14 protein-coding genes and 1 riboswitch are annotated in these 12,763 nt (G+C 63.2%); of the genes, 10 read left to right on the plus strand and 4 right to left on the minus strand.

Annotated features, from left to right (window positions below; translation table 11 throughout):
* The first annotated feature begins 109 nt into the window (after nucleotides 1-109).
* From IF103_RS14500 to IF103_RS14510, 3 genes are all read left to right on the plus strand, one after another.
* Nucleotides 110-1,399: an NAD(P)/FAD-dependent oxidoreductase gene (locus IF103_RS14500; RefSeq protein ID WP_104883565.1), complete on the plus strand. Its 1,290-nt coding sequence runs from the start codon at nucleotides 110-112 to the stop codon at nucleotides 1,397-1,399.
* 14 nt (nucleotides 1,400-1,413) lie between these two features.
* Nucleotides 1,414-1,971 carry a helix-turn-helix domain-containing protein gene (locus tag IF103_RS14505; protein ID WP_023381106.1) on the plus strand — a complete coding sequence of 186 codons (558 nt, stop codon included), beginning with the start codon at nucleotides 1,414-1,416 and terminating at the stop codon, nucleotides 1,969-1,971.
* A gap of 98 nt (nucleotides 1,972-2,069) precedes the next feature.
* Nucleotides 2,070-2,900: an alpha/beta fold hydrolase gene (locus IF103_RS14510; RefSeq protein ID WP_202675431.1), complete on the plus strand. Its 831-nt coding sequence runs from the start codon at nucleotides 2,070-2,072 to the stop codon at nucleotides 2,898-2,900.
* Between the two features lie 90 nt (nucleotides 2,901-2,990).
* Here IF103_RS14510 and nfsB read toward each other — a convergent pair whose 3' ends face one another.
* On the minus strand, nucleotides 2,991-3,644 hold the full coding sequence (gene nfsB / locus IF103_RS14515; protein ID WP_202675432.1) for an oxygen-insensitive NAD(P)H nitroreductase: 654 nt from the start codon (nucleotides 3,642-3,644) through the stop codon (nucleotides 2,991-2,993).
* Between the two features lie 103 nt (nucleotides 3,645-3,747).
* Here nfsB and IF103_RS14520 point away from each other — a divergent pair, with 103 nt between their 5' ends.
* The 3 genes from IF103_RS14520 to IF103_RS14530 all read left to right on the plus strand — a co-directional run bounded on the left by IF103_RS14520 (nucleotide 3,748) and on the right by IF103_RS14530 (nucleotide 6,187).
* Nucleotides 3,748-4,638 (plus strand): LysR family transcriptional regulator, encoded by an 891-nt coding sequence (locus tag IF103_RS14520; protein WP_023381109.1) that lies wholly within the window; start codon nucleotides 3,748-3,750, stop codon nucleotides 4,636-4,638.
* A gap of 84 nt (nucleotides 4,639-4,722) precedes the next feature.
* The gene (locus IF103_RS14525; RefSeq protein ID WP_202675433.1) at nucleotides 4,723-5,553 is read left to right on the plus strand and encodes an AraC family transcriptional regulator; all 831 of its coding nucleotides are present in this window, start codon (nucleotides 4,723-4,725) and stop codon (nucleotides 5,551-5,553) included.
* A gap of 49 nt (nucleotides 5,554-5,602) precedes the next feature.
* Entirely contained in the window at nucleotides 5,603-6,187 is a 585-nt protein-coding gene (locus IF103_RS14530; RefSeq protein ID WP_202675434.1) for a LysE family translocator, read from the plus strand.
* Nucleotides 6,188-6,251: 64 nt separating this feature from the next.
* Here the strand turns inward: IF103_RS14530 and IF103_RS14535 are convergent, their stop codons facing one another.
* Nucleotides 6,252-7,451, minus strand: coding sequence for a sugar transporter (locus IF103_RS14535; protein ID WP_027907083.1), 1,200 nt, complete (start codon nucleotides 7,449-7,451; stop codon nucleotides 6,252-6,254).
* 171 nt (nucleotides 7,452-7,622) lie between these two features.
* Entirely contained in the window at nucleotides 7,623-8,675 is a 1,053-nt protein-coding gene (gene calA, locus IF103_RS14540; RefSeq protein ID WP_202675435.1) for a vanillin reductase, read from the minus strand.
* A gap of 179 nt (nucleotides 8,676-8,854) precedes the next feature.
* On the opposite strand from calA, the gene IF103_RS14545 reads away from it, so the two are divergent.
* A complete protein-coding gene (locus tag IF103_RS14545; RefSeq protein WP_104881588.1) occupies nucleotides 8,855-9,763 on the plus strand; it encodes an AraC family transcriptional regulator in 909 nt (302 codons plus the stop codon).
* 53 nt (nucleotides 9,764-9,816) lie between these two features.
* On the opposite strand, the gene thpR is transcribed toward IF103_RS14545, so the two are convergent.
* Nucleotides 9,817-10,359: an RNA 2',3'-cyclic phosphodiesterase gene (thpR, locus tag IF103_RS14550; RefSeq protein ID WP_104882354.1), complete on the minus strand. Its 543-nt coding sequence runs from the start codon at nucleotides 10,357-10,359 to the stop codon at nucleotides 9,817-9,819.
* 169 nt (nucleotides 10,360-10,528) lie between these two features.
* On the opposite strand from thpR, the gene lpxO reads away from it, so the two are divergent.
* From lpxO to IF103_RS14565, 3 genes are all read left to right on the plus strand, one after another.
* The gene (gene lpxO, locus IF103_RS14555; protein ID WP_023381116.1) at nucleotides 10,529-11,428 is read left to right on the plus strand and encodes a lipid A hydroxylase LpxO; all 900 of its coding nucleotides are present in this window, start codon (nucleotides 10,529-10,531) and stop codon (nucleotides 11,426-11,428) included.
* Nucleotides 11,429-11,480: 52 nt separating this feature from the next.
* Nucleotides 11,481-11,825 carry a carboxymuconolactone decarboxylase family protein gene (locus IF103_RS14560; protein ID WP_027907085.1) on the plus strand — a complete coding sequence of 115 codons (345 nt, stop codon included), beginning with the start codon at nucleotides 11,481-11,483 and terminating at the stop codon, nucleotides 11,823-11,825.
* A gap of 75 nt (nucleotides 11,826-11,900) precedes the next feature.
* Nucleotides 11,901-12,470 carry a GNAT family N-acetyltransferase gene (locus IF103_RS14565; RefSeq protein WP_023381118.1) on the plus strand — a complete coding sequence of 190 codons (570 nt, stop codon included), beginning with the start codon at nucleotides 11,901-11,903 and terminating at the stop codon, nucleotides 12,468-12,470.
* A gap of 51 nt (nucleotides 12,471-12,521) precedes the next feature.
* Nucleotides 12,522-12,727: riboswitch (cobalamin riboswitch) on the plus strand.
* Nucleotides 12,728-12,763: the final 36 nt, after the last annotated feature.

Consider the following 12,763-nt stretch of genomic DNA (forward strand, 5'->3'; position numbering starts at 1 on the left):
TGCGTAAGAGCGGTAGCCGCGAATCTCCCATAAAAGAAAGCTGGCGACGTGAAAAAATAATGCTACATTTTCATGAAAATAAGCACTATAAATTTCACGAGGCATCTGCATGTTCAAGCAATCCGCCCAGCATATTGCCAGCTACTACGCCCAGACCTTCCCCACCCCCATCCCCTTGCGCCCTACCCTGCAAGGCCAGCATGACACCGATGTAGTGATCGTTGGTGCTGGCTTCAGCGGCCTGCACACTGCCCTGCGCCTGGCCTTGGCCGGTAAGCGCGTGACCTTGCTCGAATCCAGTCGTGTGGCATGGGCTGCCTCCGGGCGCAACGGTGGCCAGGCATTGCTGGGTTGGTCGTGCGACATGCCGCCGCTGGAAAAATCCCTTGGCACAGAACGCGCACGTCGGCTGTGGGACAGCATGTGCTGGGCGGCAGAAGAGATGCGTGAACTGCCCCTGCGCCACGGTTTCGACATCGACTACCGGCCCGGCAGCCTGTGGGCGGCGGTACTGCCTCGCCGTGTGAAGATGCTGGAAGAAGCCCTGCACGAGGCCGAAGACAAATGGGGCTACGACGGCTTGCGCCTGATTGGCCGCGACGAGCTGGCGCAGTGGATCGGCAGCCCGCGCTACCAGGCTGCGCTGTACGACGGCAAGGGCGCGCACCTCAACCCGCTCAAGCTCGCCCAGGGACTGGCCATTGCCCTCGAAGCCGCGGGCGGGGGCATCTTCGAACAAAGCCAAGTGGTCGACTACCAGCAGACCAACAACGGTTATCGCGTCCGCACCGAGCGCGGCGAAGTGCGGTGTGACGTGCTGGTGCTGGCCTGCAATGCCTACATCGACCGCCTCGACCGCACGCTCTCTCGCAGGCTGTTGCCAGTGGGCTCGTACCAGGTCGCCACCGCGCCGCTTGACCCTGCCCTTGCCGCATCGCTGCTGCCGCGCAACAGTTGCGTGATCGACAACCAGTTCGTCCCCGACTATTTCCGCCTCACCCCGGACCACCGCTTGCTGTTCGGCGGTGGCTGCACCTACCTGGGCGGCATACCCAAGGACGTGGCCAGCGCCACCCGCCCCTACCTGGAACGGGTCTTTCCTCAACTGACGGGCGTGACCATCGACTACGCCTGGGGTGGCCATATCGACTGCAGCATGCGGCGCACCCCGGACGTTGGCCGGGACGGCCAGCGCTACTGGCTGCAAGGTTTTTCCGGCCATGGTGTGCTGCCGACCCTGGCGGCGGCGAAAGCAGTCAGCGATGCGATCCTGGGTGACGATGACCTGTTGGCACTTTACCAGGGCATCGACAATGGCCGCTTTCCCGGCGGCGACACCCTGGCCGCGCCCCTGGAGGCAGCCGCCAAGGCGTGGTACCGGCTGCGGGACCATTTCTGAAGCGAGGCTGGCACATGAACATGCAGGATGAGATCGAGGGGCTTGCGATTCTGGTACGTGACCTGCGCAAGCACCGTGGCCTGACCCTTGACGACCTGGCGGCGAGGATCAACCGCTCGGTGGGCTTCCTCTCCCAAGTCGAGCGCGGGCTGTCGCGCCCCACCGTCGCCGACCTGACCGCAATCAGTGAAGCACTGAAGGTACCTACCACCTACTTCTACCACGTCAGCAAGCCCAGGGCGCTGGACTGGGTCACCCGCCCGGACGAGAGACGTACGCTGTATTACGCCGCCGGCATCACCGACGTACTGGTATCACCCAAGCTCAACGGTGGGTTCTCGATGCTGGACAGCCACCTGGCGCCAGGCGCCAGCAGCGGCGATGGGCATTTGAACGACAGCGCCGAACAAGGCGGCTTCGTGCTCGAAGGGGAGCTCACCTTGTGGCTCGATGGCCACGACCAAGCCGTCACCCTGCGCCCCAACGACAGCTTCCAGCTCCCCCCGCACAGCCAGTTCCGCTACGCCAACCTGTCCGACCGGGCGACCCGCGTGCTCTGGGTATTCCGATAAGTCACCGCCCCAAAATCTCCTATGCCTTGCGAAATCTCTCCTATTCTCAATGGTTCATTCGACTCTGCCTGATACACCCCTACGGAGGAGAAACAACCATGAGCTACGTAACAACCAAAGACGGCGTTCATATCTTCTATAAGGACTGGGGGCCGCGCGATGCACCCGTCATCCACTTCCACCACGGCTGGCCACTGAGTGCCGACGACTGGGACGCGCAAATGCTGTTCTTCCTCGCCAAAGGCTTCCGAGTGGTCGCCCATGACCGCCGTGGCCACGGACGTTCCAGCCAGGTTTGGGAGGGCCATGACATGGATCACTACGCCGCTGACGTGGCTGCGGTGGTCCAGCACCTGGGTATCCAAGGGGCTGTCCATGTCGGTCACTCGACAGGCGGCGGCGAAGTGGTGCACTACATGGCCAAGTACCCCCAGGACCCGGTGGCCAAGGCCGTCCTGATTGCCGCGGTACCCCCGCTGATGGTGAAGACGCCGGCTAACCCGGGCGGCCTGGACAAGTCGGTGCTCGACGGTTTCCAGGAACAGGTGGCCAGCAACCGTGCACAGTTCTATCGCGATGTCCCGGCCGGACCGTTCTATGGCTACAACCGGCCTGGCGTACAGGCCAGCGAGGGCGTCATCGCCAATTGGTGGCGCCAGGGCATGATCGGCAGCGCCAAGGCCCATTACGACGGCATTGTCGCCTTCTCGCAAACCGACTTCACGCAGGACCTCAAAGGCATCAAGCAACCGGTACTGGTCATGCACGGCGATGATGATCAGATCGTGCCCTATGAAAACTCAGGGCCGAAGTCGGCAGAGCTGCTGCCCAACGGCACGCTGAAAACCTACAAAGGCTTCCCCCATGGCATGCCTACCACCCATGCCGACGTGATCAATGCCGACTTGCTGGCGTTCATCCGAAGCTGACGTGGCGGCCCTGCACGGGGTCGGGCTAGGCCCTGGCACCTGAACGCCGGCACCTCTGATGGGGCCGGCTTTCAGCGCTCAGGCTGCCGCTCAGAGGAAGGTAAAGACGGTCGAGGCTGGCAGACGCGACTTGTTCAACCCCGCATTGAAGTCTGCGTCGCTGCGATAGCCCAGGCTCAGCACCACCACGCTGGTGAAACCGCGCTCACGCAGGCCCAGCTCGGCGTCCATGACCTTGCTGTCGAAACCCTCGATCGGCGTGGCGTCCAGGCCATGTGCGGCGGCACCGAGCAGCGCGGTACCCAGGGCCAGGTAGGTCTGCTTTTCCATCCAGTGCTGCAGGTCTTTCTGATCGTATCGGTGCAGATTCACATAGTGGCGGCGGCTCTGGTTCTGCGCGGCGCGGGCCTGCTCGTCACGGAATCGACCATTGGCCGCTTCCTGATCGAGCACGGCATCGAGGTGCGCTTCGGTCATCTCGGTGCGGGTGCAGAAAACGATGACATGGGACGCATCGAGGATCTTTGGTGTGTTGTACGCAAACCCTCCCACCGTGCTCTTGGCCAAACGCGCCTTGCCTTCGGCGCTGTCGGCAACGATGAAATGCCAGGGTTGCGAGTTCACCGACGACGGGCTGTGACGCAATTGCTCAAGCAGCGCGTCGATGGTGGGCTGTGGGATCTTGCGCGAGGCATCGTAGGCTTTGGTGGTGTAACGGCGTTTGGCGAGCGCAACGGTATCCATGAATCGACTCCTGGTGGTGGCACGGGTTTGCCACGCATCTTATCTGTCCGTAGAAAAAGAAAAACAGGCACAATGCAGCAACACTTTCATCTTTGGAGTGAAAATGCTGCGTATCGCTGATCTGGAATTGTTCGTTCGCAGTAGCGCCTTGGGCAGCTTCACCGCTGCCGCCCAGGAGGCCGAAGTGCTGCCCGGGCAGGTGGCCGCCGCCATCAAGCGCCTGGAGCGCGAACTGGACGTACGTCTGTTCGCCCGCACCACCCGCAGCCTGCGGCTGACCGCCGAGGGTGAGCTGTACCTGCCCACCGCGCATACCGTCCTGGAAAGCCTGCGCCAAGGGCGGGACAACCTGCACGGCGCCCACAGTAGCCTGCGCGGTGTGCTACAGGTATCGGCGCCGTCGGACCTGGGCCGCAACATGTTGTTGCCATGGCTCACGGAGTTTCGCCGCGAACACCCCGACCTTAACTTGCGCATCCTCCTTTCCGATCAACTCGCCGACTTCTACCGCGACCCGGTCGACGTGGCCATCCGCTATGGGACCAACGACGATGCCAACTACATCGCCTTGCCTCTGGCGCCTGCCAATCGCCGTGTCGTGGTCGCCTCGCCGGCCTATCTGGCCCACCATGGACGGCCGACCACACCCGAGGCGCTGCATCACCATGCGTGCCTCCTGTACCCACAACAAGGCCGGGTCTATGACAAGTGGCGCCTGGGAGATCGCACAGTACAGGTCAAGGGTTCGCTGTTCAGCGACGACGCCGACCTGGTCAGGCGCTGGGCGCTGATGGGCGAAGGCATTGCCTATAAATCGTGGCTGGATGTGCGTGCCAATGTGGCCGCCGGCGAGCTGGAGGTCCTGTTGCCCGACCACCCTGGTGAACCGACGCCGGTGACCCTGGTATGCCCGCACCGCAAACAGCTGTCGCCTGCGGTTTCTCGCCTGCATGTGTGGTTGCGTGACCGGTTCGCGGCGCTGGACCCGCGATGACCTGACTTTCTGCACAAATGTTCTAAGCCGGGGCAGGACCTGCGAGTTACAGTGGCAAGCCTATTTCCACAGCAGCACCCGGCCATGAGCAATTGGATCGACCTCAAGCAGGACGCCGACACCGGCATCGAGTCGGTGCGTGCGCACTTCACCGGTCACGCCTACGACCCACACTGGCACGACACGTACCTAGTCGGGGTGACCGAGCAGGGTGTGCAACAATTCAACTGCCGCCGCGAGGAACACAACAGCACGCCTGGGCAGGTGTTCTTGCTCGAACCCGGTGAATTGCACGACGGCCACGCGCCCACCGATGACGGCTTTACCTACTCGACCTTGTACCTGGACCCGAACTGGCTGGAAGCCGAAATGCGCGCGCTGTTCGGACAGGCCCCGGCCGGCAGCCTGCCCAGCTTCAAAGGCACGCTTTGGCGCGACGAGCACCTGTCCCTAGCCACGTTCCGCGCCTTCCAGGCATTGCACGGCGAAGAATTGCGCATGGTCCGCCAGACCGCTACGGATGACCTGCTCAGTTGCCTTACCCGGCACCTGCACTGGCGCAAACGGATCAACCCCGACCCGCGCCTGCCCCTGGTCGCCCAGGTGGCCCGCGACTATCTGCATGCCCATCTTGACCAGGACATCGGCCTGGACGACCTGGCCCATGTCTGTGCTGTCGACCGCTTCCGCCTGACCCGCGCCTTCAAGGCTGCATTCGGCCTGGCGCCGCACGCCTACCTGATCCAGCTGAGGGTGGCCCGTGCCCGGCGCCTGCTTGCCAAAGGCCAGACGCCAGCCGAAGTGGCCTCGACCTTGGGTTTCGCCGACCAGAGCCATCTCGGCCGCTGGTTCCGCCGCGCATATCGACTGACCCCGGCCGACTACCGTCGACGTTGCTCAAAGCTTCCAGACTGAAGCACCGCTGACAGCGAGGATGGTGCTCCGATTCATTGGAGTACTCGTCATGTCGTCGTCCCTGTTGCCTTTCATCCTCTTTGCCCTGGTCGCCAGCATCAGCCCAGGACCGACCAACCTGCTGATCCTTGCCCACAGTGCCCGCCTGGGCCTGCGAGCCAGCGTGGCGCCGATCGTGGCGGGGTGTGGCGCGGCCGCAGGGGTGGTGCTGATGGTCGGCCTGGGTTTGGGTGATTGGCTGACTCGCCACCCCCTCGCCCAGCAGTTGATGAGCTGGGCTGGAGTGATCTGGTTGAGCTGGCTGGCGTGGCAGATGCTGCGCAGCGCTGACGAACCGCTGCACAGTCTCACTGGCAAGCCCTTCAGCGCCTTCAGCGCTGCGTCGTTGCAACTGGTCAACCCAAAGGTGTGGATGATGGCGGTGGCGGTGATCGGCGTGTTCGCCGGGCCGTCACTGCCAGTGTGGCAGTTGGCGCTGGTGTTCCTGCTGGTTGCCCTGCCGTGCATGACCGTCTGGGCGATGCTGGGCGTGGGGAGCGCCCGCTGGTTGCATTCGCCGCAGCGGCTGCGTGGGTTCAACCGGGGACTTGCCGGGTTGTTGCTGGTGTCGGCAGGGTTGGCTGTCCTGGGTTGAGACTTACGCCCTCATAGCCGGCAAGCCGGCTTCAACCGATGCGGTGATGCCTTTACAGGAGTGCTCAGGCCCCCAGCGCTTCCCGGAAGCGCCGGGTGCTGGCCAGCGCCAGCAGCAACCCCGCCACGGCTACGCTACCGCCCACCAGGCCGATGTCCGCCACGCCCATCTGGCTGCTGACGATGCTGCCCAGCAGCGCCCCACCACCAATGCCGATGTTGTAGATGCCAGAGAACAACGCCATGGCCACGTCGGTGGCGTCGGAGGCCAACTTCAGGGTCTTAGATTGCAGCGCCAGACTGAAACTCAGGATCGCCACGCCCCAGAACATGCTCAACGCCGCGAACCCATAGAAGTTGCCCGACAGTGGCAGCAACAACAGCAGGCAAGCAGCCAGCAGGCTGATCGAGCCAATCAGGAAGCCATGGGGGAAGCGGTCGCTGTAACGGCTGAACAGCAGCGAACCGAACACGCCAGCGCCACCGAACAGCAGCAGTACCAAGGTGGTACGTTCGCCGCCGATCTGCGCCACATGCAGGGCGAACGGCTCGATGTAGCTGTAGGCGGTGAACTGCGCGGTAATCACCAAGGTCACCAACAGGTAGGTGATGACCAGCGCTGGACGCTTGAACAGAATCGGTAGGCTGCGCAGCGAGCCGGAGTTCTGGCTGGGCAACAGCGGCAACGACTTCATCAGGCATAGCATGGTCGCCAGCGCCACCCCGGCGATGCTGAGAAAAGTGGTGCGCCAGCCCAGCGCCTCACCCACCACGCGGCCCAGCGGAATGCCCAGCACCATCGCCAGTGTGGTACCGGTGGCCAAAAGCCCCAAGGCCTTGGCCTGCTGCCCCGGTGGCGCCACACGCACCGCCAGCGATGCGGTGATGGCCCAGAACACGGCATGGGCCAAGGCGATACCGATCCGGCTGACCAGCAACATGGCGAAACTCTGCGCCAGCCACGACAACAGGTGGCTGACGATGAACACCGCAAACACCATCAGCAGCAGACGCCTGCGCTCGATGTTGCGGGTCATCAGCATCATCGGCAACGACGCCAGCGCCACCACCCAGGCGTAGATGGTCAACATCAGCCCGACTTGCGCGGTGGTCATCTCGAAGCTGCGACCGATGTCGCTGAGCAATGCCACCGGGACGAATTCGGTGGTGTTGAAGATGAAGGCCGCCAATGCTAGGGCAATGACGCTCAACCAGCTGCCATTACCCGTAGTGGTGGGTAGGTGGGTAGGAATGGGTCCGTTCATGGGTGGATATCGTTACTCCGGAAACGAGGCAACAGTCGGCGCGCCTGGCACACGCGGGCACGGTGCTGACGTACGGTCTGTTATTGGAAGGAATGCCGGGCATGGTACGCGTCAGCCCAGCCCCTCACAACCACAGGCGTCCCAGATTCATCGCGCCGACCTGGGGTTCGATCAACCCTGCAGCGTCGCCATGTCGATGACGAACCGGTATTTCACATCACCGGCGATCATCCGCTCGTAAGCCTGGTTGATGTGACGAATATCCAGCAGCTCGATGTCGCAGCGGATATCGTGCTCGGCGCAGAAGTCCAGCACTTCCTGGGTCTGGGCTATACCGCCGATCAACGAGCCAGCCAGCACCCGACGCTTCAATACCAGGTTGGCCGCATGCAGCGCCGGGTCTACCGGTTCGATCAGACCGACCAGGATGTGCACGCCGTCGAACCTGAGGGTTTCCAGGTACGGGTTCAGGTCGTGCGGCACCGGGATGGTGTCGAGCAGGAAATCGAAGCGCCCGGCGGCAGCACGCATCTGCTCGGCATCGGTGGACACGATCACACGGTCGGCGCCTTGGCGGCGCGCCTCCTCGGCCTTGGCCTGGGAGCGGGTGAACAGCGTCACTTCGGCACCCAGCGCCTTGGCCAGCTTGATGCCCATGTGGCCCAGGCCGCCCATGCCGAGAATGCCGATCTTGTGGCCTGGGCCGACGCCGTGGTGCTTGAGTGGCGAGTAAGTGGTGATACCCGCACACAGAATCGGCGCGGCACTGGCCAGGTCCATGCCCTCGGGAATACGCACGACGAAATGCTCGTCGACCACGATGCTGTTGGAGTAGCCGCCCATGGTATTGCTGCCGTCCACCCGGTCGGGGGTGGCGTAGGTCATGGTCGGGCCTTCCAGGCAGTACTGCTCCAGGTCCTTGGCACAGGCTTCGCAGTGACGGCAGGAATCGACCATGCAGCCGACGCCGACCAGATCGCCCGCCTTGTACCGGGTAACATTCGCCCCCACGGCGGTCACCCGGCCGATGATTTCGTGGCCCGGCATCAGTGGATAGACTGCGATGCCCCATTCGTTGCGGGCCTGGTGGATGTCCGAGTGGCACACGCCACAGTAGAGAATCTCGATAGCGACATCGTCCGGGCGTGGGCTGCGACGTTGGAAGGTCATCGGCGCGAGGGGGCTGGTGGACGTCTGGGCGGCGTAACCGATAGCGGTGTACATACGGTACCTCATGGGAAGTGAAACGATTCAGGCGACGCATTCTGCGCGCCTCGAATCGCTGAGCCCACAACCGATTCTCCGGCATCCATGCCTGATTCTACGGAACTAACAGCCAAGCTCTGGCGCTAGACCGTCAATCTGCGATGATGCGACTGTCTGATTCTCTGCCCTGGTTCCTCATGCAACTGACCCGCCACGTCGACGCCAATGCCACCCTCTGCGCCCTGATCCGCAGACTGACCACACGCCCCGGTTTCGTACCCACCGCCCTGCCCCAGGTGAACGTCCTGAGCTGGGACCACTACGTGGCCAGCAGCCCGCAGATCTACGAGCCGAGCCTGATGATCCTGGCCCAGGGCAGCAAGCTTGCTCGCCTTGGGCCACGCACGCTGGAGTATGGCGCCGGCCATTACCTGGTGCAGGCGCTATCGGTGCCCTTTATGTGCGAAACCTTTGCCACTCCCGATGCGCCTCTGCTTGGCGTAGCCGTGGACATCGACCGCGCGGTGCTCGGTGAGCTGGTGCAAAGCATGGACCTGCCCCCCGACGCCACAGTGCAGGCGCAAACTCCGCAGTCGATGACGTCGGCGGCTTTGGATGCGCCGATGCGCGACAGCGTCGAACGCCTGCTGCAGTGCCTGCAAAACCCGCTGGACGCCAAGGTTCTTGGCCCGGCACGGGTACGCGAAGTGCTCTACACCGCCCTGCGCGGCCCCCAGGCCAATGTCCTGAGGGCACTGGTCGAACAGCAAGGTCACTTCGCCCGCATCGGCGCGGCCCTGGCCCACTTGCGCGAGCACTACACCGAGCCACTGAGCGTCGAAGACCTGGCGGCGTGCGCCAACATGAGCGTTTCGACTTTTCATGAGCATTTCAAGCGTTGCACCGACATGGCACCGATGCAGTACCTCAAGCGTCTGCGGCTGCTCAAAGCCCAGCAAATGCTGATCGGCGAAGGCCTTGGAGTGGCGCAGACAGCGCACCGGGTGGGGTACCAGAGCACCTCGCAGTTCAGCCGCGAGTACAAACGCCAGTTTGCCCGCAGTCCAGGGGACGAAAGTGGCCGCCTCCTGTCATACCCCGTTTAGTGCGTCATTTCTGAGGCAGCCATTTCGCGACGCCAGGCCGCGCCCACCGGGCTCTACAACAACGGCCACTCGGCCAGCGGCCAGTAGCGCCCCTTGCGTGACTCGTACAAGGTGAAATGCCGGGCCGCGACAAAGAACTCCGGGGCCACCGTCGCTTCAGGCAGCTGCCCGCGAAAATCCCGGGACAAGGTAAGGTGCGGCCGGTACTCGCGTGCCTGCTCCTGGAACCCCAGGGGCAGCAGGGCCTGCTGCAGGCCATACACCAGCTGACGCATCCCCGCAGGCGTTTCCTGAGGCTCCAACACCAGTGCATTGGCGCGGTTCCAGACCTGCAACCGGTCAAGCAGCAACCGCAGCGGCGCCTCGGGCCGCGCCAGATTGTCTACCACGGCGCAAATGGCAGGCACCTGTGCGGCGTCCACATCGCCAAGAAACAACAAGGTCAGGTGGAAGTTCTCGCTGGGCACCGGCTTGCCACTGCGCAGGTTCAGACCGCGCCGCCATTGGGCAATGTCACTGCGCTGGCTGCCTTTTACCGGTAGTGCGAAGAACAGTCGCTTGAACGGGGCGCCACTTGGGCGAACATCCTGGGGCATGGGATCTCCATAGGGCTGAATCCACTTGAAACGTTTGCGCAAAGCATGGGCCATTACACCTAAGTCGTCCTGATTTCACGTAACAATAAGTACAAAGTCCCTACATGATTGTTTATGCTGGCGTGCTAATGCCATGTCGCATGGCCATTTCTTCGACAAGTAAACGTCCATGAAAATTGCACTCGTACTCCTTTTCGTCTTCTCGATCGCCTATGTTCACCTGCGCGGTCGGGTACGCCACAAGCTGACCCGTCAGCTGGGCGACCACTCCAGTTTCCTCGCCCCGATCAATAGCTTCCTCTACCTGTTCTCCAAGCATCCAGCCAAGCCCTACCTGCCGGTCGAGGCGTTCCCGGAACTGCAACCGCTCAAGGACCACTGGCAGGAAATCCGTGAAGAGGCCCAGCAACTGCTGCATGCCGGTGCCATCAAGAAATCCGAGAATTACGACGACGTTGGCTTCAACTCGTTCTTCAAGACCGGCTGGAAGCGCTTCTACCTGAAGTGGTACGGCGAAAGCCACCCCTCGGCCATGAGCCTGTGCCCACGCACCACCGAGTTGCTCCAAGGCATCGGCACGGTCAAGGCGGCGATGTTCGCCACCCTACCGCCGGGTGCGAAACTGGTGCGCCACCGCGACCCCTACGCCGGCTCCTACCGCTACCATCTGGGCCTGGATACACCGAACGACGACGGCTGCTACATCGATGTGGATGGCGAAAAGTATTCCTGGCGCGATGGCGAAGCGGTGGTGTTCGACGAAACGTACATCCACTACGCCGCCAATACCACCGATCACAACCGCATCATCCTGTTCTGCGACGTCGAGCGTCCGCTCAAGTACCGCTGGGCGACCGCCTTCAACCGCTGGTTCAGCCGCAATGTCATGGCCGCCGCCGCCGCGCCGAACACCGCCAACGACAAGACCGGCGGCATCAACCGTCTGTTCACCCGCATCTACCGGATCCGTGAGCGCGGCAAGGCGCTGAAGAAGCGTAACCGTACCCGCTACTACCTGGAAAAGTGGGCCGTGGTCGCGGCACTGCTGCTGGTGTTCATCTATATCTGAAGGCTTGGACTACCCTGAAAGCTCCTGCCCAAACCCCAACAAGGTGAAGACGATGAGCATGATGGACTGGGACGCCTACCGTAAGCAGTTGATGGCCGGCATCGGCGATCTCAAGCAACTCTCCCCCGACACCGTGGCCGGCTACATGACGGCCAGCGGTGCGGGTGCCAAGACCAACCACCTGGACGCCAAGACTCGCGAGTTGATCTCCCTGGCCGTGGCGGTCACCACCCGCTGCGACGGCTGCATCGCCGTGCACTCGCAGCAAGCCGTCAAGCACGGCGCCACCCGCGAAGAAATCGCCGAAGCCCTGGGCGTGGCCGTCGCCATGAATGCGGGTGCCGCGCTGGTCTACTCGGCCCGGGCACTGGATGCCGTTGGCAAGGCCGACAGCTGAGGCCTGGCGGCGCCGCCCTTGCGCGACGGCGCCGCGTTACTCAGACTGGGCACCTCAGCCCTTGCAGGAACCCGCATGATCCACATCCGCCCCATGACGCCCGAAGACTTCGAGCGCTTCTGGCCAACCTTCCAGGCCGTCATCCAGGCCCGCGAAACCTACGCCTACGACCCTGCCCTCACTTTCGAACACGCCCGGCAACTGTGGCTGGAACTGCCCCTGCATACCCTGGTTGCCGAAGCGAACGGCGAGGTGCTCGGTTCGTATTACCTCAAGGCCAACGCGGCAGGTCCCGGCGCCCATGTGGGCAACTGCGGCTATATGGTTTGCGAAGCCGCCCGCGGGCGCGGCGTGGCGCGGATGATGTGCGAGCACTCGCAAAAGCTGGCACGCCAGGAGGGCTTCCTGGCCCTGCAGTTCAACTCGGTGGTGGCCAGCAACGAAGTGGCCGTGGCGCTGTGGCGGAAACTGGGTTTCGAAACGGTCGGTCGCCTGCCCAAGGCCTACCGCCATGCCCGTCTTGGGCTGGTGGATTGCCTGGTGATGTACAAATGGCTGGCCGACGAACCGGTGGTGGAGAAACCGCCGCTGCTGATCGGGCGCAAGAACATCGAAGCCCGCGTATCACGCCGCCGGGGTCGATAGCGCCATCGGCAATACCGCGCAATCCATTGACGCAGAGCCGTTTCGATGGTCAGATGCGCGCCAGTTTCAGGTGCCCTGCGCCGCCGCGCGCAGGGTGAAACGGGAAGCCGGTGAGTCGAGCTACACGACAAGTCCGGCGCTGCCCCCGCAACGGTAAGCGAGCGAACCCTTCGAAATACCACTGTGCAAACGCATGGGAAGGTGAAGGCTTCACGACCCTCGCAAGCCCGGAGACCGGCCTGGAGCTTCACTTGGCAACCCGCGGTGGGCGGGCGCAGGCCGGTTTGCGCGTG

Origin of the sequence: Pseudomonas sp. SK2 (assembly GCF_016772395.1) — a bacterium.
Taxonomy (GTDB): Bacteria; Pseudomonadota; Gammaproteobacteria; order Pseudomonadales; family Pseudomonadaceae; genus Aquipseudomonas; species Aquipseudomonas taiwanensis.

What these genes read in the sequence shown, in the direction of transcription:
- IF103_RS14500 (WP_104883565.1), top strand. Translation starts at nt 110, where the DNA reads ATGTTCAAGCAATCCGCCCAGCATATTGCCAGCTACTACGCCCAGACC.
- IF103_RS14505 (WP_023381106.1), top strand. Translation starts at nt 1,414, where the DNA reads ATGAACATGCAGGATGAGATCGAGGGGCTTGCGATTCTGGTACGTGAC.
- IF103_RS14510 (WP_202675431.1), top strand. Translation starts at nt 2,070, where the DNA reads ATGAGCTACGTAACAACCAAAGACGGCGTTCATATCTTCTATAAGGAC.
- nfsB (WP_202675432.1), bottom strand. Translation starts at nt 3,644, where the DNA reads ATGGATACCGTTGCGCTCGCCAAACGCCGTTACACCACCAAAGCCTAC.
- IF103_RS14520 (WP_023381109.1), top strand. Translation starts at nt 3,748, where the DNA reads ATGCTGCGTATCGCTGATCTGGAATTGTTCGTTCGCAGTAGCGCCTTG.
- IF103_RS14525 (WP_202675433.1), top strand. Translation starts at nt 4,723, where the DNA reads ATGAGCAATTGGATCGACCTCAAGCAGGACGCCGACACCGGCATCGAG.
- IF103_RS14530 (WP_202675434.1), top strand. Translation starts at nt 5,603, where the DNA reads ATGTCGTCGTCCCTGTTGCCTTTCATCCTCTTTGCCCTGGTCGCCAGC.
- IF103_RS14535 (WP_027907083.1), bottom strand. Translation starts at nt 7,451, where the DNA reads ATGAACGGACCCATTCCTACCCACCTACCCACCACTACGGGTAATGGC.
- calA (WP_202675435.1), bottom strand. Translation starts at nt 8,675, where the DNA reads ATGTACACCGCTATCGGTTACGCCGCCCAGACGTCCACCAGCCCCCTC.
- IF103_RS14545 (WP_104881588.1), top strand. Translation starts at nt 8,855, where the DNA reads ATGCAACTGACCCGCCACGTCGACGCCAATGCCACCCTCTGCGCCCTG.
- thpR (WP_104882354.1), bottom strand. Translation starts at nt 10,359, where the DNA reads ATGCCCCAGGATGTTCGCCCAAGTGGCGCCCCGTTCAAGCGACTGTTC.
- lpxO (WP_023381116.1), top strand. Translation starts at nt 10,529, where the DNA reads ATGAAAATTGCACTCGTACTCCTTTTCGTCTTCTCGATCGCCTATGTT.
- IF103_RS14560 (WP_027907085.1), top strand. Translation starts at nt 11,481, where the DNA reads ATGAGCATGATGGACTGGGACGCCTACCGTAAGCAGTTGATGGCCGGC.
- IF103_RS14565 (WP_023381118.1), top strand. Translation starts at nt 11,901, where the DNA reads ATGATCCACATCCGCCCCATGACGCCCGAAGACTTCGAGCGCTTCTGG.